We start from the raw sequence: 25,741 nt of genomic DNA, 5'->3' as shown, positions 1-25,741 counted from the left end.
AGGAGCGACTAATGGAATTTGATTACATCATTATCGGAGCCGGATCCGCAGGGAACGTTTTGGCAACAAGACTGACCGAAGACAGCAGCGTGAACGTCCTGCTGCTGGAGGCCGGCGGTCCCGATTACCGCTTTGATTTCCGCACGCAAATGCCGGCGGCGCTGGCCTGGCCGTTACAGGGCAAACGCTACAACTGGGCGTACGAAACCGAGCCTGAGCCACACATGAACAACCGCCGCATGGAGTGCGGACGCGGTAAAGGGCTGGGCGGTTCGTCGCTGATCAACGGCATGTGCTACATCCGTGGTAACGCCATGGATCTCGACAACTGGGCGCAGCAGCCGGGTCTGGAAAACTGGACTTACCGCGACTGCCTGCCCTACTACCGCAAGTCGGAAACGCGCGATATCGGTGCTAATGATTATCACGGTGGCGAAGGCCCGGTGAGCATCACCACCTGTAAGCCTGGCAACAACCCGCTGTTCGCCGCGATGATTGAAGCCGGCGTGCAGGCGGGCTATCCGCGCACCGACGATCTCAACGGTTATCAGCAGGAAGGATTTGGTCCGATGGACCGTTTCGTGACGCCGCAGGGCCGCCGCTCCAGCACCGCGCGCGGTTATCTGGATACGGCAAAACAGCGTCCGAACCTGAAAATCATCACTCACGCCACCACCGATCGCATTCTGTTCGAGGGCAAACGCGCGGTCGGCGTGCAGTATCTGCACGGCGCCAGCGATACGTCGCACACCGTGCATGCGCGGCGTGAAGTGCTGCTGTGCGCCGGTGCTATCGCCTCGCCGCAGATTCTGCAGCGCTCCGGCGTTGGCGCGGCGGCATTGCTGAAGCAGCACGATATCCCGCTGGTGCATGATCTGCCGGGCGTCGGTGAAAACCTGCAGGATCATCTGGAGATGTACCTGCAGTACGAGTGCAAAGAGCCGGTATCGCTCTATCCGGCCCTGAAGTGGTGGAACCAGCCGAAAATCGGTGCCGAGTGGCTGTTCAAAGGCACCGGTATCGGCGCCAGCAACCAGTTTGAAGGCGGTGGCTTTATCCGCAGCCGGGAAGAGTTTGCCTGGCCCAACATTCAGTACCACTTCCTGCCGGTGGCGATTAACTACAACGGCTCGAATGCGGTAGAAGCGCACGGTTTCCAGTGTCACGTCGGTTCGATGCGTTCACCAAGCCGCGGTCACGTGCGCATTAAGTCGCGCGATCCGCGCCGGCATCCGGCGATTCTGTTCAACTACATGGCGCACGAGCAGGACTGGCATGAGTTCCGCGATGCCATCCGCATCACGCGGCAAATCATCAACCAGCCGGCGCTGGATAAGTATCGCGGCAAAGAGATCAGTCCGGGGCTGGAGTGCCAGAGCGACGAGCAGCTGGATGAGTTTGTGCGCAACCATGCTGAGACCGCTTACCATCCGTGCGGCACCTGTAAAATGGGCAGCGATGAGATGGCGGTTGTGGATGGCGAAGGTCGCGTACACGGCCTGCAGGGGCTGCGCGTGGTCGACGCCTCAATTATGCCGCTGATCATCACCGGTAACCTGAACGCCACCACCATCATGATTGGTGAGAAGATCGCCGACAACATTCGTGGCCGCCAGCCGCTGCCGCGCAGCGAAGCGGATTACTTCGTGGCGGGCGATCGCCCGGTGCGCGGCGAGCCGCTGCGCGCATAAAGCAGTGATATCTCAGGGGAGAACGTACGGTTCTCCCCTTTTTTTCGCCCTCTTCTCTCTCGCCACCCTGCCTGCCATTAAGGTCTGTCAGACTTTGCGCCGCACGGTGCTGGCGTCCGGATTGATGTAGCACACTAACAGTATGTTGTAACTAGATAGCCTAAACGCCTCCGCTAAGCGCCGGGCTCGTCCAGCGCCAGCGCCTGCAAAAAGCGTTGCAGGATGGCGTTGTGACGCGAGCCCTGGCGCGTAACGAGCGCGATTTGACTGTGGTAATGGAACTGCTGCGGCGCGAGGGCGCGCATCTGCTTTTTCTCCACCCACTGCGCGGCGTAGTGGTCCGGCAGGAAACCGATATAGCGCCCGGTGAGAATGAGAAATGCGATCCCTTCGCGATCGGAAGCGGTGGCGCTGCAGCTCAGCTGCTGGTGCAGCGCAATCGCCTCCGCCGGCATGCGGAACAGCGGCGCTATCGCATCGCAGGCCGCCAGCGCGTGGTGTTCCGGCCGCTCCGCCTGGTTAAACAGCGGGTGCGCGTGGCTGCAATAGAGCTGCGCATGTTCATCATACAGCTGTGCGTACGCCAGCCCGGAGACCGGCGCCGCCATCGGCAGCGCGCCCACGTGCAGGCGTCCTTCCAGCAGACCTCGCTCGATATCCGCCGCGGTTAACATACTGATGTTGATACGGATCCCTGCCCCGCTCTCCCGCAGCGCCGCCAGTGCATGGGTGAGACGCATGCGCGGCTGCGTCACCAGATTATTGATGATGCCGATGTTGAACTCCCCGCGCAGCTGCTGATGCATCTGGTTCACCTGCTGGCGAAAATCTTCCACCGCCGCCATCATGGTCTCGCTGTGTCGTAAAATTTCACGCCCTTCCTCGGTGAGCGCAAACCCGGCGCGACCGCGCTGGCACAGGCGCATGCCCAGCCGTTTTTCCAGATCGCTCATGTGCAGGCTGATGGCCGAGCGCGTAATGCCGAGCAGGCTTTCGGCGGCGGAAAAGCTGCCGCACTCGCTGACGGTTTTGAAAACGCGCAGCAGTCTGAGGTCAAAGTCGGTCACCTGGGCCAGCGTTTTCTTTTTCATTCAGGTGAGTAAATCCATAAGTGAAGACAAGTTAATTAGCATTTAACTTAACCGGCGGCGGATTGCAAACTCTGCTTATCACCCGCCGGAGAAAACCCGATGTCACAGCCGATCAATACCGCCGACCTGAATTTACAGGCGCACTGGATGCCGTTCACTGCTAACCGCTATTTTCAGCAGGACCCCCGTTTTATTGTCGCCGCGCACGGCCACTGGCTGACCGATGGCGACGGCCGCCAGATTTTCGATAGTCTGTCCGGTTTATGGACCTGCGGCGCGGGCCACACGCGCCCTGAAATCCAGCAGGCGGTCGCGCAGCAACTCGGTACGCTGGATTACTCGCCGGGCTTTCAGTATGGCCATCCGCTGTCGTTTCAGCTGGCCGAGCGCATCGTCAGCCTGATGCCCGGCCATCTCAACCACGTGTTCTTTACCGGTTCGGGGTCGGAGTCGGCGGATACTGCGGTGAAAATGGCGCGCGCCTGGTGGCGGGCCAAAGGCCAGCCCAATAAAACCCGGCTGATTGGTCGCGCGCGCGGCTATCACGGCGTGAACATTGGCGGCACCAGCCTTGGTGGAATCGGCGGCAACCGTAAGGCCTTTGGTCAGCTGCTGGAGGTTGATCACCTGCCGCATACGCTGCAGCCAGAGCTGGCGTTCACCCCCGGCCAGCCCGCCACGGGCGGCGAGGCGCTGGCAGATGAGATGCTGAAGCTGATTGAACTGCATGATGCTTCGACTATTGCCGCGCTGATTGTTGAACCGCTGTCCGGTTCTGCCGGCGCGATTATTCCGCCGCACGGCTACCTGCAGCGCCTGCGTGAAATCTGTACGCAGCACGATATTTTGCTGATTTTTGACGAGGTGATCACCGGCTTTGGCCGCATGGGACGCTGGAGCGGCGCGGAGTATTTTGGCGTCACACCGGATCTGCTCAACTTCGCCAAACAGATTACCAACGGTGCCATTCCGCTGGGTGGCGTGGTGGCCAGCAGTGAAATCTATCACACCTTTATGTCTCAGCCGCTGCCGCAGCACGCGGTTGAGTTTGCGCACGGCTACACCTATTCGGCGCATCCGGTGGCCTGCGCGGCCGCACTGGCAACGCTGGACGTGCTGGAAAACGAGGCGCTGATTAGCCAGTCGGCCGAACTGGCACCGCATTTTGAACGCGCGCTGCACGGGCTGCGCGATTGTCCGCAGGTGGTGGATATCCGCAACTGCGGGCTGGTCGGTGCCATTCAGCTGGCACCCCGTGAAGGTGACGCGACCGTGCGGCCGTTTGAAGCGGGCATGGCGCTGTGGAAAGCCGGCTTTTACGTCCGCTTTGGCGGCGATACGCTGCAGTTCGGCCCGATGTTTGATACCCAGCCGGCCGAACTGGACCGGCTATTTGATGCGGTAGGCGAAGCCCTGCACGGCCTCAGATAATCTCAGTGCTGTAGCTGACCGGCTGCGGCGGAATAAATGCCTGCACCGGCGTCAGTTCGCCGCGGTATTTGCGCAGCTGCACCACGGTGATTTGTCCGCTACAGCCCTGCGCCAGCGATGAAGTGCCGATATCCAGCGTCAGCACATTCGGATTGCCGTGGCGACACAGCGGTCGCAGCGCGGTGGGATCGACCGGATCGTACCAGGCGCCGGTCGGCAGCTGCACCACACCCGGCATAATGCTTTCGGTGACACGAGCGCAGGCCAGCACGTGACCGCGCTGATTGTACAACTCGATAATGTCGCCGTCGGTAATGCCGCGCGCGGCGGCATCGTGCGGATGCAGGCTGCACACCTCACGTCCTTCGCGTTTGCCGCTCAGGCTGTAGTCACCAAAATCCAGCTGGCTGTGCAGACGCGTGGCCGGCTGATTCGCGATCAACCACAGCGGATGTTCCGCATCCGGCTGCTGCTGCGGCGCGCGCCATACCGGATGGCCGGGGCAATTTTCATAGCCAAAGCTGGCGATGGTGGCGGAAAAGATTTCGATTTTGCCGCTCGGCGTCGGTAGCGGTGCCGCCGCCGGATCGGCCCGAAACGCATTGATCATCCGCCCGCCATCTTTCAGCTGCGGCAGTGCAATCACGCCCTGCAGCCAGAACTGGTCGAAATCAGGAATCGTCACCTGATGCGCGGCCAGTTTTTCCTGCAGCTGCGCATAGTGATGGCGCAGCCAGCCGCGGGCGTCGCGTCCTTCGGTGAACGCCTCTTCACGGCCTAAACGACGCGCCAGTTCAGCAAAAATGGTGTAGTCATCCTGCGCCTTCGCGTAAGGTTGCGCCACCGGCTGCATGGCAAACAGATGACGATCGGTCGGCGCACCGCCGATATCTTCACGCTCCAGCGTCATGGTGGCAGGCAGCACGATATCCGCATGGCGCGCGCTGGCGGTCCACGCGGTCTCGTGCACAATCAGCGTATCCAGCTGGCAAAACGCCTGCCGCAGCCGCGCCAGATCCTGATGATGATGGAACGGATTGCCGCCCGCCCAGTAGGCCAGACGGATATGCGGATAGGTCAGACGCCGGCCGTTGTAGTCAAACTGCGTGCCGGGATGCAGCAGCATATCGGCGATGCGCGCCACCGGGATCAGCCGGTCAATACCGTTCCTGCCCTGCGGCAGCGCCGGGAAACTCACCAGATTATGATGCTTACCGTAATGGCCGAGTGCGCCGAGCGCATAGGTGTAGCCTCCGCCCGGCAGCCCCGGCTGGCCCAGCGCGGCCGCCAGCACCAGCCCCAGCCATACCGGTTGCTCACCGTGTTCCGCGCGCTGCAACGCGTGCGCCACGGTAACCAGCACGCGCTTGCCGTGCAGCTGGCGGGCAAAATTGGTGATTGTTGCCGCGCTGACGCCACAAATCTCAGCCGCCCACTGCGCGTCGCGCCGCGTACCGTCCTCTTCGCCGCGAATATAGGCGACCATTTGCGGCCAGCCGACGGTGTAACGCGCGAGGAAAGCCTCATCGGTGCGCTGCTCGTCAATCAGCACCGACAGCAGACCGAGAATGAAGGCCGCATCGGTACCAGGACGCAGCGCCAGCCACTCTCCCTGCGCCTCATCGGGCAGATCGCTCTGTAACGGGCTCACCGAAATAAAGCGCGCGCCGCGTTCTGCCGCCTGCTGCATAAAGCCGCGTTCGGTGTGTTCGCTCAGACCACCGCTTGCCACCTGCGAGTTTTTCAGCGCCAGGCCGCCGAACGCCAGCACGATCTCGCTATGCCGGGCGATCTCTTCCCAGCTGACGCCGCGGCGGGCGATCTCATTCATGTCGCCAACGATATGCGGTAACAGCACCGAAGCCGAGCCGGAACTGTAGCTGTTCACCGAGCGCACATAGCCGCCCATCACCGTGTTAAGAAAGCGGTGCACCTGGCTCTGCGCGTGATGAAAACGGCCGGCACTTGACCAGCCATATGAGCCACCAAAAATACCTTCCGGCCCATACGCGTCACCGACGCGCTGCAGTTCGCGTGCCACCAGCGTGTAAGCCTGCTCCCAGCTCACCGCCACATAGTCGTCATTACCGCGACGCGGATCCGCGCCGGGCCCATTTTCCAGCCAGCCACGGCGCACCATCGGTTGCGCCACGCGCGCCGGGTGATGCAGGACATTGTGAAAGTTTTGCAGCAGCGGGCTGGGATCGGGATCGCCGTGAAACGGTTCGATGGTCAGTCGATCGCCCTGCTGGCGGGCAGTAAAAGCACCCCAGTGGGCGCTGTGCATCACCGGTTTTTGCGTCATCATGCTTCCTGGAGTCAAAAATGAAAAACGGTGCTTACAGCACCGTTGCAATAAAGTTTCTTACACGTCCGTTTTCCGGATCGTCGAGCACCTGCTGCGTCGGCCCCGCCGCCACAATCCGCCCGCCTTCCATAAACACGATGTTGTCAGCCACCTCGCGCGCAAAACCGATCTCGTGCGTCACGATCACCATGGTGATGCCGAAGTGCGCCAGCTGTTTGATCACCTGCAGCACTTCACCCACCAGTTCCGGATCGAGCGCAGACGTGGGCTCATCAAACAGCATCACGCCGGGATCCATCGCCAGCGCACGGGCGATCGCCACGCGCTGCTGCTGACCACCGGAGAGATTCTGCGGCCACTCTTCTTCGCGCCCGGCCAGCCCCACCTGCTTAAGCAGCGACAGCGCTTTGCTGGTCGCCTGCTGGCGGCTCTGTTTTTTCACCCGCATCGGCGCATCGACAATGTTTTGCAGTACGGTGCGGTGCGGGAACAGGTTGAACTGCTGAAACACCATGCCGATTTCGGCGCGCTGACGCGCAATCTCGCTGCTGCTCAGCTCGTGCAGCGCCTGGCCTTTCTGTTTGTAACCAATGATCTCGCCACCGATACGAATCGTGCCACCATCCAGTTTTTCCAGATGATTAATGCAGCGCAACAGCGTCGATTTGCCCGAGCCGGACGGTCCGAGGATCACCGTCACCGAGCCAGCCGGGATATCAAGATTAACTTCATCCAGTATAGTGACGCCGGAAAAACGTTTGGTCACCTTACGTAAGGCGATCGCTTCAGCCATTGCTTACGCTCCTTTCGGCTTTAGGCGCGGAGAAACCGGGCAGTGACTTAAGTAAACTGCGCTTTTCACGGCGCGTGACGCCACGGCCAAAGTAGCGCTCGACGTAGAACTGACCAACCGACAGTACCGAAGTCATCAGCAGATACCACAGCGTCGCCACCAGCAGCAGCGGGATCACTTCATAGGTGCGCTGATAGATGATCTGCGCCGAAAACAGCACATCCTGCAGGGAGATCACCGATACCACCGCCGTGGTTTTCAGCTGGCCGATGATTTCGTTACCGGCCGGCGGCATGATGGCGCGCATCGCCTGCGGCAGTACGGTATGGCGGAAAATCTGCGCCGGACGGTAACCCAGCGCACGGGCGGCTTCCAGCTGGCCGTTGCCAACGCTCTGAATCCCGGCGCGCACGATCTCAGCCGCATAGGCAGACTGATGCATTACCAGCGCGATCACCGCCGCGCTGAACGGACTGACCAGCGCATTAGACTGGGTATTCCAGATCTCACCCAGACCCGGCAGCGACAGCGAAATGGTCGGGTACAGCGCCGCGATGTTGTACCACAGGAACAGCTGTACCAGCATCGGCACGCCGCGGAAAAACCAGGTATAGAACCAGCTGACGCCGACCAGCACCGGGTTGGATGACAGGCGCATCAGCGCCAGCACCGTGCCAAAGGCAAAGCCCAGCACCACCGAAATCGCGGTCAGCTGCAGCGTCATCAGCACGCCCTGCAGAATCGACTCGCCGGTGAAGTTTTCCGCAATCACGCCCCATTCGAAGCGCGGATTGTTGATCATCGAATGCGCCATCGCCACCACGCACAACAGCACCACCAGCGCACTGAGCCAGCGTCCGTAGTAGCGTTTACCGACGATTTTCAGATCGTCGGTGTGGTCGTGAAAGTCACTCATTGAAAGATATCCTGATTACGTTTTGACTCTTTAACCGCGCCAAAGCCGATGCCCCAGTTATCCAGGATCTTCTGGTAGCTGCCATCTTTAATCAGCGAGTTCAGCGCTGCCTGTACGGCAGGTTCAAGCGCGGAATCTTTCGGGAAGGCGACCGATACCGGCGCATCATGCACGGTGATTTCGCCGCTCATGGTCAGCGGTTTGATCACTTTCACCTGCCACAACAGGCCTTCGTACGGACCGAGGAACATCGGCACACGCCCGCTGACCACGGCCTGAACACCCGCCGGGCGATCCGGGAACACTGACACTTTAATCGGTTTTTTCCCGGCCGCTTCACAGGCTTTGCTGGCCTCTTCCAGACGGGTCACCTGGGTGGTGCCGGAACCGGCGCCGACTTCTTTACCGCACACCTCGTCGAGGGTTTTGAACGGCGCGACGTTGGCGTCTTTCCGCGAAATAATGCCGAGACGGCTGGCGTCGTAGTAACTCACGAAGTCGATAATTTTGGCGCGCGCCGGCGTGGCGTTGATGTTGGACAAGGCCACATCGTAGCGGCCGGTTTTCAGTCCCGGAATGATGTTGTCGAAGCCGCCGGTGTCACGCCACTGCACCTGAATGCCGAGACGCTCACCGACCGCGTTCATAATGTCAATTTCACGGCCGGCCAGCGTTTTGTTGTCTTCTTTATAGAAGGTGGTGGGCGGCGTGTTGGGGTTGGTTCCTGCCACAATATAGCCGCGCTTCGCCACGTCGGCGGGCACCAGGCTTTTCAGCGCGGCATCAGCCTGTACATGCAGTGAGCTGTCGGTTGGGACGGATTGTTCGGCGGCAAACGCGGTGTGCGCACTGAGAGCGAGTGCGAAAAGGGTGATACCTTTTGCGAATTTCACTGGAACCTTTCTCCTGATATTTAAAATGTTTCCCGGCAGGGAAAAGGCGTCGAGGTAGCGATGTATTTTTCCCTTTGCCCATGTCGCGTAAAGCCGCGCGGCGCAAAGGATTGTCATCCTCTGAACGTCCCGCAGCCATTCTCTGGAAGATAGGCAGCGATCACAAATGCGAAAAACAGATATCTATTGCCGAAATCCGGCAATAGGGTTCTTTGCTGGCCTGAATGCGGCCCTGTCGTCGCGCAAAAATCAGATTGTTACCGCAAATCAGGCACCTGCTTATGCTGCCATGCTGAATGATTTGCTTATTAGCCATAACGTTCCTGTCTAAGCCAGCGTATCGCCCTGCTGACAAAAACTGACAAAAAAGCGGCCCGTCGAGGCGATTTGCGCAGGAATGTAAAGAAGTCGCACATCAATATACAATGCAAACCATTCTCATTATCATGCGCATTTGCTTACAAATGTTAACGCATCAGGGAGATGATATAAGTGAATGTAACTGTATGTGGCAAAAAGCGTCCGGTCGCACTGTGCCTGGCGGGCCTGTTAACCTCACCGGTGTTTGCCGCTGAACCCACGGAGAAGCTGGCTGACGATGAGTCGATGATTGTGACGGCAGAGCAGGAGTTGAAGCAGCAGCCGGGGGTTTCCACCATTACCGCTGAAGACATCAAAAAAAGTCCGCCCGTTAACGACCTCGCGGACATCATCCGCAAAATGCCCGGCGTTAACCTCACCGGTAACGGCGCCAGCGGCAGCCGCGGTAACAACCGTCAGATCGACATTCGCGGCATGGGCCCGGAAAACACCTTAGTGCTGATCGATGGCGTGCCGGTCACCTCCCGTAACTCGGTGCGCTACAGCTGGCGCGGTGAGCGCGACTCACGCGGGGATACCAACTGGGTACCGCCGGAAATGGTGGAACGCATTGAGGTGATACGCGGTCCGGCCGCTGCCCGTTATGGCTCCGGTGCTGCCGGCGGTGTGGTCAACATTATTACTAAACGCCCGACCAATGACTGGCACGGCTCGCTCTCGCTGTTCACTAACCAGCCAGAAGATGACAAGGAAGGCGCCACCCGCCGCGCGAACTTCAACCTCAGCGGTCCGCTGGCCGGTGAGGCACTCACCATGCGGCTGTACGGCAACCTGAACAAAACGGATGCCGACGCCTTCGACATCAATACCGCGCAAAATGGCGCTTATGCCGCCGGACGCGAAGGGGTGCGTAACAAAGACATCAACGGCGTGCTGTCGTGGAAAATCACCCCGACGCAGATTGTCGATTTCAGCTATGGCTACAGTCGCCAGGGCAATATTTATGCCGGCGACACGCAAAACAGCAACAGCAATGCCAGCGCCAACGGGCTGGTGGAAGCGCTGTACGGCAGCGAAACCAACCGCCTGTATCGCCAGAACTATGGAGTGGTGCACAACGGCATCTGGGACTGGGGCACCTCAAAGCTCAACTTTAGCTATGAGAAAACCAATAACACCCGCCTGAAAGAAGGCTCCGGCGGCAGCACCGAAGGGATGATCAACAGCGATACGTACGCTACCAGCCGGTTGGAGAGCTATCGCGCCGGCGGCGAGATCAATTTCCCGCTGCAGCTGCTGGTCGATCAAACCGTTACGCTGGGTGCTGAGTGGAATCGCGATGAGCTTAACGATCCGGCATCGGTACAGGCCACCAGCGCACCGGGCGTCGATTTCGGCGGCGTTTCCAGCGACGGTTCGCAGCGTGACAGTAAAAACAGCGCCACCATCAGCTCGCTCTATTTCGAAGACAACATCGCCGCCACCGACTCCACCGAAGTGATTCCCGGCCTGCGCTTCGACTATCACGATCAGTTTGGCGCTAACTGGAGCCCGAGCCTCAACCTGTCGCAGGGCCTCGGTGATTACTTCACGCTGAAAGCCGGAATTGCGCGCGCCTTTAAAGCGCCCAACCTGTATCAGTCCACTGAGGGCTATATCCTGTCGACGCGCGGCAACGGTTGTCCGATTGGCCTGTCACGCTGTTACCTGCTGGGCAGCAAAGACCTCGATCCCGAGATCAGCGTGAATAAAGAAGTGGGCATCGAGTTCAGTAATCAGGGCTATGTCGCGGGCATCACCTGGTTCCGCAATGATTACAAAAACAAAATCATCTCCGGCACCACGCCGGTGGCTTCAACCGGCTCGTATAACCTGCTGCGCTGGGAAAACGGCGGCAAAGCGATCGTCGAAGGGCTGGAAGGCAATCTGAGCATCCCGCTGATCGCCGACACGCTGGAGTGGCGCACCAATGCCACCTATATGTTCCGCTCGGAGAGCAAAAAAACCGGCAACCCGCTGACGGTAATTCCGGAATTCACCATCAATTCGCAGCTGGAATGGCAGGCGACCGAGGCGCTCAGCGCCAACATCAACTGGACGCAATACGGGCGGCAGAAGCCACGTCAGTATGCGGAAACCAGCCTCGAGGCCAGCCGTGGTCTGTCGCAGCGTGAAATCAGCCCGTATTCCATTGTCGGACTGAACCTCAACTACGACATCACTAAAAACCTGAGCGCCAACGCCGGTATCAACAACCTGTTTGACAAGCGCGTTTATCGCGAAAATGCCGGGGCATCGACCTATAACGAACCGGGCCGCGCCTGGTACGCCGGTGTCACGATGTCGTTCTGAGGAATGGACGCCATCGGGTAAAGTGATGGGGGTGATCACACCCAGTCTTCAACCATCAGTCCCGCAACGCGTTGGAACTCCCGCGTGTTTTAAGCACCGCCGTCTGTGCGGCAGGCCTGCGCGCTAGCCGGATGCTCAGCAGCGCGCCGGCCGCCAGGCAGAACGACATACACACTATCGCCACGATGAAGGCATGGGTAATCTCTCCCGGCCCCTTGCCCGTGCCCAGCACGGCATAAAAGATCCCGCCGATAATGGCCACGCTCAGCGCCGTGCTCAGTTGCAAGGTGGAGCTGGCGATACCGGCAATCATCCCGGCCCAGGCGGGTGCCACGCGTCCGGTGACGATGTGCATCAGCGTCGGCAGCGCCAGCCCCTGGCCAAACCCCACCACAAACAGTCCCAGAGCCAGCGGCAGCGCCGCCGGTGACATCCCAACCGGCGTGCTGGCCATCAGCCACGCCAGGCCTAGCAGGCCGACCACTTCCAGCACCATCCCAGTGGCGTTAACGTAAGGCCCAATCAGCCGTCGCGCAGAGGGCGTGGATAACGGCCCCAGCAGAAAACCCGCACCAAAGGGCAGAAAGATCAGCCCGGCGCTCAGTACGCCCTGATGCAGCGCACCCTGTAAATAGATCGAGAACAGCAGGAAGAATACGCCAATCGAGTAGAACAGCAGCGCCAGCAGCAGGGACAGCCCCAGCCCCGGCACGCTGAAAATCGCCGGATCGATCAGCGGATCGCCGCCCTGCTTTGCCAGCCGGCTTTCATAGCGCCAGAACAGAGTGCCCAGCACCGGCACCAGCAGCAGCGATAGCCACGCCCACAGCGGCCAGCCCGCTTCCCGCCCTTCAATCAGCGGCACGATCAGCAGACCCAGCGTCATCATCGACAGTCCCATTCCACCAAAATCCAGCTTGCGCGCGTGCTGAGCTCGCGTCTCTTTAATCAACGGGATGCCAAACAGCACCACCAGCAGCGCCACCGGCAGGTTGACCAGGAAAATGGCGCGCCAGCCGCTATTAAACAGGTTGAGTGAGATCAGGATGCCGCCCAGCGCCTGGCCAATCACCGAGGCCAGACCAAATACCGCGCCGTACAGGCTCAGCGCGCGCGATTTCTCCGCCTCCGGGAAAATCGCCTGAATCGAGGCCAGCGCCTGCGGTGCCATAATCGCTGCAGTGATGCCCTGCAGCACGCGGCCAGCGATCAGCGCACCCGGTGACCAGGCAAAGCCACACAGCGCAGAAGCCGCTGCAAAACCGGTCAGGCCAACGAAGAACATGCGCCCGCGGCCAAACAGATCGCCGAGGCGACCGCCGGTGATCAGCGTGACGGCATAAAACCCGGCATAGGACGAGATGACAAATTGCTCCGCCGAGCCGGACGTGGCCAAATCGCTCTGAATCGACGGCAGCGCCACATTGACAATAAAGAAGTCCAGCGGGGGTAAAAATGCGCCTGTCAGCAGGACGATAAACATCGCCCAGCGGCGTGGCTCGGGATTTAACGCGTGCGGATCGGACATCACAACACCTCACTAAGGAACCGATTGGTTCCAATATGGATAAAAAAATTAGTCGAGCAGACGCATTGTGCAGTCCACAACGGCGTTCATTTCTGCTTCCGTTGCCCCGGTTTTACCGAGGATGCGCATCCCTTCAATCTGGCAAACCAGTAAGCGGGCCAGCACCTGCTCATCACGCTCGGGCAGTTCTCCGCTCAGCTGACCGCGCACCAGCGTTGCCGCATACAGCTGCTGCAAACGCCGGAACATGCGCCCCGTGCGTTCAGCAATCTGTTCATCATGCGCGGCCATCTCGGTGGTGAGTGACACCACCAGACAACCGCGCCGCCCTTTCTCACCGCTGGAGAGCGCGGCATAACGCAGCAGTGAGGCGCGAATCGCCGTTTTAACCGCGCCGGGCTGCGCCAGAATATCCGAGGTGGCTTTCAGGCCTTCGGTCATGTAGATATCCAGCGCGGCCAGCAGCAGCCCTTTTTTATCGCCGAACGCCTTGTAGAGACTGCCGCGCGATAAACCGGTCCCGGCGATCAAATCCGGTAGCGACGCCGCTTCATAGCCGCGATCCCAGAAAACGTGCATGGCGCTGCGGGCGGCCTCTTCCAGCTCAAACTCGCGCGGGCGACCGATGACGGTCAGGTTCTTCATCACTGCCCTCCCCTGTGATTATAAACTGATTGGTTCCTATCTTAGCCGCAATGCAGTGGCTATTGCAAGTCAGCCGCAGCCCCTTCACGGCGCGGCCGCTTACGCGTGGATAATCAGGGTTGAGTGATGCGTTACACAAAAAACTGACGTAACGCGTCGGCCAGCGCCTGCGGTTGCTCATCCGGGATAAAGTGACCACAGTGCGCAAGACGAATCCCGCTGACGTCGGCCGCAAAAGTGCGCAGCGGCTGGGCCATATCGGCAATCGAACCCTGATCGGCGCTCACCGCCAGCAGCGGGATCGCCAGTTTGCCCCGGGTTTGCAACAACTGACGATTCTGCTCCGCCGAGGTGCTGACCTCACGATACGCCGCCATGCCGGCGCGCAGCGCGCCGTTTTGCTGCAGCAGCCGCACATATTCCGCCATCTCTTCGTCACCAAACACCATCGGGCTGGCTGCTTTGCGCTGCAAAAACCACTGTAGATAGAGCGCTTCACGACCGGCGATCAGCGCTTCCGGCAGATCCGGCAACAGGTGAAAAGCAAAGTGCCAGGTTTTCCAGGCTTTGTCCGGCGTCGCAGGCAGCGCATCCGGCAGCGTCACGCCGGGAATGCCGGCATCCAGCAGCGCCAGTTTGCTGATGGCATCACCGTGCAGCATCGCCAGCGGCCAGGCAACCCAGGCACCCACGTCATGCGCGGCCAGGTAGTAACGCTCAACCCCTAACTGCTGCAACAATCCCTGCACGCTTTGCGCCAGCGAGGTGGTGTCATAACCGCTGGCAGGCTTGTCGGAGTCGCCCTGGCCGGGCAGATCCGGCGCAATGATGAAATAGTCTGCCGCCAGCTGCGCCATCACCTTACGCCAGGCAAACCAGCTCTGCGGAAAGCCCGCCAGCAGAACCAGCGTTGGCCCCTGCACATTGCCGCCGCTGACGTAGTGCAGCCGCACACCCGCCACCGTGGCGTAAGCATGGTTAAATTGCGGCAGGTGATCGACGGGCTGTGACCAGCGCGGCGCGGCGTCCAGGGCAGGCAGTGACATAAGCGTTCTCCGGTTATTTTGGTAAAGAGTGTTTCCTTATTGGATGCGATTCTGCGCTACCGCGCCGTTAACGCGGACTCATTAAGGAAATGTTTATTTCCTTAATATTAACGACAGCCACGCGCGCCTTGCAAGCGAGTCTGTGAAATAGATCCGGAAGCGAACGGCGGAGTGAATCGTCCCGCCGCCGCGCCTGAGTGATGTGCGGTTATCCCGCCTTCTTCGCCGTGGGTTTCAGCGATCGATTGAGATCCTGAATGCGTTTCATGGTTTTAACCGTGCGTGCCGAACTGGCGGAGGCCACCGCCAGAATCAGCATTTCGAGGCACACCAGCACCGTACCGTGCAGCGGCATGCGACCATTTTCACCGCCGCGCGGCACGTTAATCACCACATCCGCCTGCTGCGCAAACGCCGAATCCAGCGCGTGGGTCAGCAGAATCACCGGCATACCCAGCCGCTGCGCCTCTTTCAGCGTCGTCATGCCCTCACGGTGCGCCGATTTCTGCGCCATCATGATCAGTACATCGCCGCGCTGTAGCGTTATCAGCTGTTCCGCCAGCGCAATCCCGGCACGGTTAAGCGTCACCGCCGGCAGGCCGATGCGCCGGAACAGTCGCGCGCTGTACTCCGCCAGAATGCCGGAAGCGTTGATGCCAAACAGCGCCACCTGACGCGCTTCCAGCAGCAGTGTCACCGCAGCCGCTACCGCCTGGCGGTTGACCGGTTCTGCCAGTACTTCGCAGGCGCGCTGATGGCCGCCCAGCACAAAATCGATGCCGGAGTTGATGTCACACGACAGTTCGCTGATGGTCGCGCTCATCTTCTCTTCCGAGTTTTGCGCCGGGCCAAACCACGCGGCCAGCGTGGTTTTCAGATCGCGCAAACCGGCAAAGCCCAGCGCCTGCACGGTGCGCACCACGGTGGCGTCAGAAGTTTGGGTGGCCTGGGCGATATCCAATGCAGTCGCGTCTAATATAGCCTCACGATGTTCGTGGATATATCGCGCCACCGTTTGCAGGCTGGCCGATAATGTCGTGACGCGCGCACGGTAGCGTTCACCGAATACATCCACCCGATTTTTAATGTTATTTGCCGCCATTATGTTGCCTGTTAGTAATATCGCATCGTTGTGAACCGCGTCGGCAGGCCGGCTTGTAGTAAAAATTTGCGCCGCTACCGCTGCCCACTCCCTTCGCGCCTGGCTTAACCCGGCCAGCTTCAAACCACAGAAAAATCATAATTAACTGATTGTAAATAAATTTTATGACAATAACGGTTCAAAAGTTTCTGCCGCGTTCTGCTGTAGTATCCACACCATCATTTACGTTTACTACTACATTTTTTCATGTTTGAATGATTCTCAATTACATCTCAGCCGCCTTTTTCCGCTGACTGATGGCATAACAATGCCGGGCCGCGAATGTCCTGTTCGTCACCGGCAGCATTTTACTGATAGCTTCGTTGCGCGGAATAAATAATCCCGCAATTACACCAGGTTTATATTCGATGCAGAACAACTCACCGCGGGCGGTTAAATTACTGTGCCATCCGGCTATCCTTGCCGCTATTTACGGCGTAACGGCACTCAGCAGTACTGACAGCCTTGCCGCTGAACAAAACAGCACCCTCACCGTGACGGCGCAGCAGCAAAACAGTGACGACGGCTATAGCGCCACCAGCAGTTCGGTCGCCAGTAAAACGCCGGTGTCGCGCCTCAATGAAGCCCAATCGGTGAGCGTGGTGACGCAACAGCAGCTGGAGGATTATCAGGCCGCCAACCTCGCCGACGCGCTGCGTTTTGTCAGCGGCGTGAGCGAAGGCAACACGCTGGCGGGCACTGAAGATGGCTTTGTCCGGCGCGGCTTTGGCAGCAACTCGGACGGCTCCATCTACCGTGATGGCGTGCGCAGCAGCCAGGGGTTGAATTTCGACGCCACCACCGAGCGCGTTGAGGTGCTGAAGGGCTCAGCGTCACTGCTGTACGGCATCCAGAATCCCGGTGGCGTAATCAATATCGTGAGTAAAAAGCCGCAATATGCCTGGCACAGCAAAGTCAGCGGTCGCGCGGCCAGCGAAGGCGGCGGCGCGGGCACGCTGGACGTCACCGGCCCGCTCGGCAACGGTTTTGCTTTTCGCCTGATTGCTGAAAAGCAAAGTCAGGATTACTGGCGCAATTTCGGCAGCGATAAACACACCTTAATCGCCCCCTCGCTACAGTGGTATGGCGAGCAGGCCAGCTTCCTCATCAGCTACGAAGATTATCAGTACGATATTCCTTACGATCGCGGCACGGCGTTTGTTAACGGTCAACCGGTGGCGATTGGCTATAAAGATCGCCTTGACGATAAAGCTAACCATGCGTGGGGCCACAATAAAACCCTGAACGCGCACTACGACTGGCAGTTTAATGAGGCATGGAGCACGCGCCTGACTTTTGGCTGGAACCAGCGTCAGTACGACAACAACGAAGTGCGGGTCACGGCGCTCAATCCTGCCACCGGCGTGGTGACGCGCCGCGCCGATGCCAACCGCGGCTTCAACCATAAAACCAAATACGTAGCATGGGATGTGATCGGTTCGCCGCAGCTGTTTGGCATGACGCACGATGTGGTGTTCGGCACCGATTATGAAATGAACCAGACTTACCGTGCGCACCAGTATCAGGGCAAAGCGAACACCGCCTTCAACCTGTACGATCCGCAATACGATATGCTGGCACCGATCACCAACAGCAGCAGTGAAAACAGCGCCAACGCCAACCTGCTTAACCGCCTGCACAGTCGCTCGGTATACGCCAAAGACAGCATTTCGCTCACCGACGACTGGATTGCGGTGCTGGGCGGACGCTATCAGCACTATGAACAGCGCGCGTCAAAGGGCTTCGATCCGGTGGTGCAAACGCTGGACAGCGAGGGCAACAAGTTCCTGCCGCAGGCCGGGTTGATTTACAAACTGACGCCGGATGTCTCACTGTACAGCAGCGTGAGCAAATCCTTCACGCCGTCGACTGACGTCGACGATGACGGCAACGTCGGCAAGCCTGAACAGGGCACCACATGGGAAGTGGGCAGCAAGTGGCAGATTTCGCCCCGGCTGTTTGCCAGCGTAGCGCTGTACCGCATCGACGAACGCGATATGTCGCTTAATATCAACGGCACCACGCGCGCCATCAATAAAGCGCGTTCGAGCGGCGCTGAATTTGAGCTCAATGGTGAAGTGCTACCGGGCTGGGATCTGAGCGCCAACTACAGCTACGATAAAGCCGAAATCGTCGACGATGGCGTCAATCCGGCGAACAATGGCAACCGCCTGCAGAATGCACCGCGTCACGCCGGGGCGCTTTACCTGAGCCATAACCTGACGCTGAACGGCATTCCCGGTGACTTCCGCGTCGGCGGCGGTGCGCGCTACGTTGGCTCACGCGCCGGCGATCCGGAGAACAGCTTTACGCTGCCGGATTATGTGGTCGCCGACAGCTTTATCGCCTGGAATAATCAGCTGTTTGGCGAGAAAACCCAGCTGAAGCTTAACCTGAATAACCTGTTCAATAAGCACTACTACACCTCCAGCGGCGGCAACCTGCGCGTGCGCGAAGGGGAAACCCGTAACCTGATGGTCGAGGCCAGCGTTGAATTCTGATCGAGCGAAAAAGCCGCTGACGTGGCGAGCCTGGCTGGCTGCCCTCCTGCTGCTGGCGTTCAGCACCAGCGCGCTGGCCAGGGTGATCACCGATATTGACGGCAATCGGGTGGAGATTCCCGATAATCCGCAGCGCATCGTGCTGGGTGAGAGCCGCATGCTGTATACCCTGGCACTGCTGGCGCCGGATGACCCGTTCCGCCACATCGTCGGCTGGCCGCGCGATCTGCAAAAGTATGACAGCCAGACGTGGAACAGTTTTGCGCAGCGGTTTCCGCAGATGCTGAACATCCCGACGCTCGGATCGGGCGGCCCTCAGGCGATCAATCCGGAGCAGATTCTCGCCCTGCGACCGGACGTGGTCATTCTGCCGAGTCTGGCGCGCTACGATGATGCCGATCTGAGGCTGGTCAGCATCCTGAATGCTGCGCATATTCCGGTAGTGAAGATCGATCTGCGCGTACATCTGTTAAAGAACACCCGGCGCAGCGTAGAGATTTTTGGTGAGGTGCTGAATCAGCAGGCGCGCGCGGCGGCGTTCAACCGCTTTTACAGTGCGCATCTGCAGGTGATCGAGGAACGGCTGGCGCGCTATCACGGGCCGAAACCCACGGTGCTGTTGCAGTTGCATCTGGGACGGCGCAACGAGTGCTGCGTGACGGCGATTAACGGCAGTCTGGGCGAGCTGCTCAACGCCGCCGGCGGCGACAATATTGCTGGCAAAACCCAGCACGGCGTGTTTGGCCGTTTGAGTGAGGAGCAGGTGATCGCAGCCCAGCCTGAATATTACTTTGCCACCGGCTTTGGCGATAACGCCAGCGCAGGCCTGCTGCGCCTCGGACCGGACGTCGCGCCCGACGCGGTGCTAAGCAGTTTCCGCCAGCTCACCGCGCAGCAGAACGGCTTGCGCGAGCTGAAAGCGATTCGCAACGGCCATGCGGCGGTCATCTGGATGAATTTTTATCTCAGCCCGTGGCACATTGCGGTGACCGAGTTCATGGCAAAAACGCTATATCCGCAGCTGTTCGCCGACATCGATCCGCAGCAGACGCTGGAAACCCTGTTCCGTGATTTCCTGCCGATCCCCTATCGCGGCACGCTGTTTATGCGCATTCCGGCGGTGGATTAACCGTGCTGTTCACCCTGATATTTCTGTGCAGCCATTCCGGTGCGCATGAATGCGCACCCTACAGATGACCTCAGATCCGATGCCGGTATTCATTAATGGCCCCCGGGAATGGTCCCTGTAGGGTCGCCATTTATGGCGACCGCTGCGCTGCCTGCGGCTGGCGCTTAAACACCCAGAACGCCCAGCTGTGGTACAGCAACGTCAGCGGCAACACAATCAATAAACCCGTCACCACAAACCCCTGCGTCACCGGCGAGGAGGCCTGCTGGTGCATCTCCAGCTGCCACGGCAGCAACCACGGATAAAGCCCGCACGCCAGCGCCGCGACCACCACGCCCGTCTGCACCAGCGTGATCATCAATAACGCCACCATCGCTTCCCGCCACAGCGTAAGCAGCTGCAGCAGCCACAGCGCAGGCAACAGGCTCAGCAACACTTTTCCCGGCCAGCTCTGCTGCCACAGCGCCGGCTCCAGCAGCAGCACGGCAATAAAGCAGGCCAGCGTCACCACCCACCACAGCATGGCCAGCGCCCGCGCCCGCTCTACCACCGGCTCGCCAATGCGCCAGCACAGCCAGCAGCAGCCCAGCAGCAGATCAACCGCCACCAGCCCGAGGCCGCACAGTAGCGGCACCAGCGAAAAATCAATCACAATCCCGCTGGGCGGACGCGACACCAGCATCAACCCGCTCATCCAGCCTGGCAGAAACGCCGCCAGCAGCGAGCTGACCATCAGCAGCCGGTCCAGCCAGCGTCGCCCGGTCTCGTCAGGCTGACCGCGATACGCCAGCGCCAGCCCGCGCAAAAACAGCGCCAGCAGGAAGAGAAACAGCGGCACCTTCAGCGTCTGTAGCAGCAGACTGTACAGCGGCGGAAACAGCGCCAGCATGCCGCCTGCCAGCAACACCAGCCAGGTTTCATTGGCATCCCACAGCGGCAGCAGGCTATGCACCATCCACTGCCGTTCTTCTGGCTGGTCGAAACTGTACAGTAGCATCCCCACGCCGCTATCCGTGCCATCCAGCGCCAGATACATCAGCAGGGCAAACAGCAGGAGCACAGCAGAAAGTTCGACCAACATCCTCACCCTCCTCAGGCTGGCGTCTGTATGGTTTCCGCTACCGCCGTCGCCTGCGGATCCGGCAGCGGCGCCGCCAGGTGGCGCAGCAGATAACCCAGGCCAAAGGCAAAACTCAGTGCGTAAATCACCACCACCGACACGAAAATGGCGACGCTGCTGCCGAGGGACATTGGCGCCAGGCTGTCGGCGGTACGCAGCATGCCGTATACTGTCCACGGCTGCCGGCCAACCTCCGTCACCACCCAGCCCGCCAGCAGCGCAATAAAGCCAGCCGGTGACATCAGCGCCAGCAGACGCAGCACGCGCCGCGACTGATCAAGGCGACCGCGCCAGCGCTGCACATTGCCCGCCAGGCTGCTCAGCAGCATCAGCAGCGCCAGTCCCACCATCAGGCGAAAGGCAAAAAACACCGGCAGCACCGGCGGCAGGCTGTCGCGCGGAAACTCACGCAGGCTTTTGATGTGGCCGCTGAGGTTATGGCGCAGGTAGAGCGAACCGATAGCCGGGATCGCCAGCTCGGCGTGATTCCGCTGCTGCGCCTGATCGGGCAGCGCAAACAGCCGCAGCGGCTCGCCCTCCCCTGGCGCAGGCGGCTGCCAGCTGCCCTCGATGGCCGCCAGTTTGGCGGGCTGATAGTCACGGGTGTTTTCGCCGTGCAAATCGCCCACCACCATCTGCAGCGGCAGGATGCACAGCGACACCGTCAGCGCGCTGCGCAGCATCAGCCGGCTGGCGGCCTCGCCAGCATTACGCAGCAGGCGCCACGCCGCGACACCACCCAGCAAAAACGCCACGCTGATCCACGAGGCCAGCAGCATGTGCGCCAGCCGCCAGCCAAACGAGGGCGCGGAAATCAAACTCCAGGCGCTGTCCGGCGTGAACTGGCCGGCGTCGTTGAGCGTAAAACCGCGCGGCGTTTGCATCCAGGAGTTAGCGGCGAGGATCCAGAAAGCGCTAAAAATCGCGCCGAGCGCCACCAGACAGGTAATGGCGAAATGCACGCCGGGTTTCACCCGATCGATGCCAAACAGCATCACGCCGGTCAGCGCCGACTCGAGGAAAAAAGCGATCAGCACTTCATACAGCATCAGCGGACCGATAATGCCGCCCGCTTTGCTGGCAAACACCGACCAGTGGGTGCCGAACTGAAACTCCATGATCACGCCGGAGACGGTGCCAATCGCCACGGTGAGCGCGAATACCTTGATCCAGAAGTGCAGCGCCTGATGCGCTTCCGGCCGTCTGCCCCACAGCCAGCGCGCTTCAAACCACACCAGAAACGGGGCCAGCCCCAGCGTCAGCGCTGCCAGGGTAATGTGCATGCCCATTGTCAGGGCAAACTGACCGCGCGCGATCAGCAGCACCCACTCCTGGCTACTCACGGCTCGGCTTACCGCTGTAGCGGGTTATCGGCTTCTCCTCATCACCCTGCATTGCGCGCGCGAAGGTTTCCAGCGCCGCCAGCAGTGCCCGGATGCCCTGCCACAGCGCCTCATCATTCAGCAGTTTGAGCACGCCGCTGACGCCCGGCGCGCTTTTTTCCTGCTGCGCCGTGTCGCTGGCCGGCTTCATCGCCAGCAGGGCATCGCGCAGCGCCAGCAGCAAATGGTTGAAACGCTCCGGCGGTACGGTACTGAGGGTCATAAACAGCAGCGACAGGTTCTGAACCGCATTCTGCGTGCCGGGCCGGTTAAGCCCGGCGGCGACGATTTTGCCGATGTCATTGTTGGCTTTTACCATGTCATTAGCCAGGCGCAGGAAACCGTGCTGATGCAGATTCTCCAGCAGTTCGTTCAGCGCTTCCTGCGCGCTGGGTTCGGTGCGCGTCGGAGTGGGTTGATAGTGCAGCGGTTCGGCCATTAGCTTTTCTCCGGATGCGAAACGTGTTCAGGCGGCAGCCGGTATTCAGGCTGCTGCCATTTTTGTTCAACGGGCAGATGATCCAGCGGCGTGCGCTGGCCGTGGCGGAAGTTGTGCAGCGGAATCGGGTGCGGCTGTGGCGCATGCGCCAGTTTGCGCATCATCACCGCAATTTCCTTGTAGGCGGGCGTGTTGACGTCGGGATCGTGATGTTCACCGGTCAGCCCGTTAATGCCCGGTTTGCCATGGTGAATAGGAATGAACAGCACATTGCCGGCCATCCGTTCGGTCACCACTACCGGCACCTCTACGCTGCCCCGGCGCGAACGCAGCTCCACCCAGTCGCCCTGCTGTAATTGCCGCTCCTGCGCCAGCTGCGGCGAAATCTCAACAAACCAGTTGGGCGACAGCGATTTGATGCGTCCGCCCTGCCCGGTCTGATTAGTCGACTGGAAATGCTCCAGCATACGTCCATTGTTCAGCAGCAGATCGTACTGCTCATCGGGCGCTTCCATCGGTGGCTGCCACGTCAGTGGATACAGACGCGCTTTGCCATCAGGAAAGGCGAACGCCTCGGTATACAGCAGCGGCGTGCTGCTGCCGTCGGCGTTTACCGGCCACAGCTGTGACTGCCAGCCGACGAGGTTCTCATAGCTGACCCCGGCAAATAGCGTGGCGATACCCGCAGCTTCTGCCATGATGGCGCCGGGATTCGGGTAGTGCCAGTGATGGCCGAGACGCGCCGCGACCTCAGTCAATATCTGCCAGTCAGGCCGGCTGTCGCCGAGCGGCGCAAACGCAGGCGAGAAGTGCTGAATGCGCCGTTCGGTATTCACGAAGGTGCCCTCTTTCTCCAGGCTGGGGCAGCCAGGCAGCACCACATCCGCGAACTGAGCGGTGCGACTCATGAAGATGTCCTGCACCACCATGAAATCCAGCCGGCTGAAGGCTTCGTGCACTTTGGTCGAGTCCGCATCAGAAAAGGCGGTCTCTTCGCCGATGATGTACATGGCGCGCACCCGCTGTTCATGCGCGTCTTCCACCATCATGAAGTTATCCAGCCCGGCTTCATCGGAAAGCGCTTCCGGTGCCACGCCCCAGGCGCGCGCCCATTTTTCCCGCACCTGCGCATCGGTCACTTTTTCGTAGCCGGGATAGACATTGCTTAAGCAGCCAAAATCACTGGCACCCTGCACATTATTGTGACCGCGCATCGGGTAGCCACCGGTGCCGGGGCGACCGTAGTTGCCGGTGACCAGCAGCAGATTGGAAAGCGCGGTGCTGGTATCCGCACCGTGGCTGTGCTGCGTAATGCCCATCGCCCACAGCAGGCAGGCGCTGCCCGCGTTGCCAATCATCTCGGCGGCTTCGGTCAACTGCGCCACGCTCAGACCGGTGACTTCACTGGCCATCTCAAGCGTAAACGGAGCCAGCGAGGCGCGATATTCCGCCACCTGATTAACGCGCGTGCGCAGGAATGCTTCATCGGCATAACCGTGATCGAACATGTAGCGCGCCATCGCCGATGCCCACACCATGTCGGTACCGGGACGGATGCGCAGATAACAGTCGGCGCGCTCAGCCATTTCGTGACGGCGCGGATCGACCACCAGCAGCTTTTGTCCGCGATGTTTGTGGCTCTGCTTGATATGTGAAGCGAAAACCGGGTGGTTTTCCGCCAGGTTGCTGCCAACGGTGATGATCAGGTCGGTCTGCTGCAGATCGCGCAGCGTACCGGCATCGCCGCCGTAGCCCACGGTGCGAAACAGCCCTTCCGTCGCCGGGTTCTGGCAATAGCGCGAGGAGTTGTCCACGTTGTTGGTGCCGAAAATCAGACGGGCGATCTTCTGCGTCAGGTAGGCTTCCTCATTGCTGGCTTTACTGGAACCAATAAAACCAATCGCGTTACCGCCGTGCTGGCGTGCCACCGCGCGCAGGCCGTCGGCCACGCGCTGTAGCGCCTCTTCCCAGCTGGCCGGGCGGAACTGGCCGTTTTCACGAATCAGCGGCGTGGTCAGCCGGTTTGGGCTGTTCACAAAATCCCAGCCAAATTTGCCTTTGACACAGGTTGAGATGCCGTTAACCGGCGCATCGGCCACCGGCTGGATTTTGAGGATGTGGCGATCGCGCGTCCAGACTTCAAAACTGCAGCCGACGCCGCAATAGGTGCAGACGGTTTTGGTTTTTTTGATTTCGACTTTGCGCAGCGCATCATCGATCAGCGAAATTCCGGTGATCGGCTCCATGCCGATGCTGTTTTCCAGTGATTTGACGAAATCTATCAGCGGCCGCTTCAGGTCTTCATCCATCGCGGTGAAGGGACCGGCGTCAGGCTGCATGGTTTTTTCCAGTAGCGCGTTGCACGGACAGACGGTCACGCAATGCCCGCAGCTGACGCAGCTGGAACCGGCAATCTGCGTCCCGCCATCCCACAGCACGCGCGGGTGATCGGCGCTGTAATCAATCGACAGCGTCTCATTCACCTCGACATTCTGGCAGGCCTCCACGCAGCGTCCGCACAGAATGCACTGATCCGGATCGTAGGTATAAAACGGATTACTGTGGTCTTTGCTGTCCGGTTTGCGCTGGTAGGGGTAATACTGAATCGGAATGTGCATGTCCGCGACGGTGTTATGCAACGTGCAGTCGCCGGTATTGTGTTCACATACAGTGCAATAAAGCTCGTGGCGATTGAGGATGCGGTCCATGCCCTCCTGCTGTGCCGCCTGCAGTACCGCACTCTGGCTGACCACGCGCAAGCCCTCGGCGCTGCGTAACGTGCAGCCGCGCACGGGTTCGCCATCCACCTCCACCCAGCAGACATCACAGGTTTGCAGCGGCGGCAGCGCCGGGTGATAACAGACGTGAGGCAGTTTTTTTCCCTGCTCCTGCAGAAAATCAATTAACGGTTGATTTGCGGTTCCGCTTAAGCGTTCACCATTAAATATAATGGTACATTGTGCTTCGCTCATTTAACGCCTCGTTTAAGCCATCGCTCATAATTATTCGGGCCG

18 protein-coding genes are annotated in these 25,741 nt (G+C 60.0%); 5 read left to right on the top strand and 13 right to left on the bottom strand.

The features are described from left to right. The first annotated feature begins 11 nt into the window (after positions 1–11). Positions 12–1,691 (top strand): choline dehydrogenase, encoded by a 1,680-nt coding sequence (gene betA / locus AC6I8F_RS20265; protein WP_021509528.1) that lies wholly within the window; start codon positions 12–14, stop codon positions 1,689–1,691. A gap of 173 nt (positions 1,692–1,864) precedes the next feature. On the opposite strand, the gene AC6I8F_RS20260 is transcribed toward betA, so the two are convergent. Then, on the bottom strand, positions 1,865–2,782 hold the full coding sequence (locus tag AC6I8F_RS20260; protein ID WP_498028979.1) for a LysR family transcriptional regulator: 918 nt from the start codon (positions 2,780–2,782) through the stop codon (positions 1,865–1,867). A gap of 99 nt (positions 2,783–2,881) precedes the next feature. Between AC6I8F_RS20260 and aptA the strand changes: the two genes are divergently transcribed. Then, positions 2,882–4,213, top strand: a complete 1,332-nt coding sequence (gene aptA / locus AC6I8F_RS20255) for an omega-aminotransferase AptA (protein WP_498028978.1) — start codon at positions 2,882–2,884, stop codon at positions 4,211–4,213. Here aptA and AC6I8F_RS20250 read toward each other — a convergent pair. From AC6I8F_RS20250 to AC6I8F_RS20235, 4 genes are read right to left on the bottom strand one after another with little or no spacing between them, the layout of a single operon-like run. After that, positions 4,206–6,518 carry a molybdopterin-dependent oxidoreductase gene (locus AC6I8F_RS20250; protein WP_498029015.1) on the bottom strand — a complete coding sequence of 771 codons (2,313 nt, stop codon included), beginning with the start codon at positions 6,516–6,518 and terminating at the stop codon, positions 4,206–4,208. The genes aptA and AC6I8F_RS20250 overlap by 8 nt on opposite strands. 34 nt (positions 6,519–6,552) lie before the next feature. Next, positions 6,553–7,314: an amino acid ABC transporter ATP-binding protein gene (locus AC6I8F_RS20245; protein ID WP_498028977.1), complete on the bottom strand. Its 762-nt coding sequence runs from the start codon at positions 7,312–7,314 to the stop codon at positions 6,553–6,555. Continuing rightward, a complete protein-coding gene (locus AC6I8F_RS20240) occupies positions 7,307–8,230 on the bottom strand; it encodes an amino acid ABC transporter permease (protein WP_498028976.1) in 924 nt (307 codons plus the stop codon). Before AC6I8F_RS20240 ends, AC6I8F_RS20245 begins: the two co-directional genes overlap by 8 nt. Further along, a complete protein-coding gene (locus tag AC6I8F_RS20235) occupies positions 8,227–9,123 on the bottom strand; it encodes an ABC transporter substrate-binding protein (RefSeq protein WP_021509534.1) in 897 nt (298 codons plus the stop codon). The genes AC6I8F_RS20240 and AC6I8F_RS20235 overlap by 4 nt, the downstream gene beginning before the upstream one ends. A gap of 492 nt (positions 9,124–9,615) precedes the next feature. Here AC6I8F_RS20235 and AC6I8F_RS20230 point away from each other — a divergent pair, with 492 nt between their 5' ends. Further along, the gene (locus AC6I8F_RS20230; protein ID WP_058781407.1) at positions 9,616–11,796 is read left to right on the top strand and encodes a TonB-dependent siderophore receptor; all 2,181 of its coding nucleotides are present in this window, start codon (positions 9,616–9,618) and stop codon (positions 11,794–11,796) included. Between the two features lie 55 nt (positions 11,797–11,851). Here AC6I8F_RS20230 and AC6I8F_RS20225 read toward each other — a convergent pair whose 3' ends face one another. The 4 genes from AC6I8F_RS20225 to AC6I8F_RS20210 form a co-directional block, all read right to left on the bottom strand. Beyond that, complete coding sequence (locus AC6I8F_RS20225; protein WP_058758832.1) at positions 11,852–13,324, bottom strand: MFS transporter; 1,473 nt, start codon at positions 13,322–13,324, stop codon at positions 11,852–11,854. Positions 13,325–13,372: 48 nt separating this feature from the next. Beyond that, complete coding sequence (locus AC6I8F_RS20220; RefSeq protein ID WP_088517674.1) at positions 13,373–13,969, bottom strand: TetR/AcrR family transcriptional regulator; 597 nt, start codon at positions 13,967–13,969, stop codon at positions 13,373–13,375. Positions 13,970–14,100: 131 nt separating this feature from the next. Then, positions 14,101–15,015, bottom strand: coding sequence for an alpha/beta fold hydrolase (locus AC6I8F_RS20215; RefSeq protein ID WP_498028975.1), 915 nt, complete (start codon positions 15,013–15,015; stop codon positions 14,101–14,103). 208 nt (positions 15,016–15,223) lie between these two features. Next, positions 15,224–16,117 carry a MurR/RpiR family transcriptional regulator gene (locus AC6I8F_RS20210; protein ID WP_021509539.1) on the bottom strand — a complete coding sequence of 298 codons (894 nt, stop codon included), beginning with the start codon at positions 16,115–16,117 and terminating at the stop codon, positions 15,224–15,226. Between the two features lie 407 nt (positions 16,118–16,524). Between AC6I8F_RS20210 and AC6I8F_RS20205 the strand changes: the two genes are divergently transcribed. Together AC6I8F_RS20205 and AC6I8F_RS20200 are read left to right on the top strand one after the other, a co-directional pair. Then, positions 16,525–18,657 carry a TonB-dependent siderophore receptor gene (locus AC6I8F_RS20205; RefSeq protein ID WP_127834833.1) on the top strand — a complete coding sequence of 711 codons (2,133 nt, stop codon included), beginning with the start codon at positions 16,525–16,527 and terminating at the stop codon, positions 18,655–18,657. Beyond that, complete coding sequence (locus tag AC6I8F_RS20200; protein ID WP_021509541.1) at positions 18,647–19,786, top strand: ABC transporter substrate-binding protein; 1,140 nt, start codon at positions 18,647–18,649, stop codon at positions 19,784–19,786. The genes AC6I8F_RS20205 and AC6I8F_RS20200 overlap by 11 nt, the downstream gene beginning before the upstream one ends. Positions 19,787–19,916: 130 nt before the next feature. Here the strand turns inward: AC6I8F_RS20200 and AC6I8F_RS20195 are convergent, their stop codons facing one another. The 4 genes from AC6I8F_RS20195 to fdhF are packed head-to-tail and all read right to left on the bottom strand — an operon-like array spanning position 19,917 to position 25,699. Continuing rightward, positions 19,917–20,867, bottom strand: a complete 951-nt coding sequence (locus AC6I8F_RS20195) for a cytochrome d ubiquinol oxidase subunit II (RefSeq protein ID WP_498028974.1) — start codon at positions 20,865–20,867, stop codon at positions 19,917–19,919. An 11-nt stretch (positions 20,868–20,878) separates the two neighbouring features. Beyond that, a complete protein-coding gene (locus tag AC6I8F_RS20190; RefSeq protein ID WP_031280112.1) occupies positions 20,879–22,249 on the bottom strand; it encodes a cytochrome ubiquinol oxidase subunit I in 1,371 nt (456 codons plus the stop codon). Further along, entirely contained in the window at positions 22,242–22,727 is a 486-nt protein-coding gene (locus AC6I8F_RS20185) for a DUF1641 domain-containing protein (protein WP_498028973.1), read from the bottom strand. The genes AC6I8F_RS20190 and AC6I8F_RS20185 overlap by 8 nt, the downstream gene beginning before the upstream one ends. Beyond that, the gene (gene fdhF, locus AC6I8F_RS20180; protein WP_498028972.1) at positions 22,727–25,699 is read right to left on the bottom strand and encodes a formate dehydrogenase subunit alpha; all 2,973 of its coding nucleotides are present in this window, start codon (positions 25,697–25,699) and stop codon (positions 22,727–22,729) included. The genes AC6I8F_RS20185 and fdhF overlap by 1 nt, the downstream gene beginning before the upstream one ends. Positions 25,700–25,741 lie beyond the last annotated feature (42 nt).

It is taken from the genome of gamma proteobacterium symbiont of Axiagastus rosmarus, from assembly GCF_059730925.1.
This window is presented reverse-complemented; position numbering and strand designations above follow the sequence as displayed.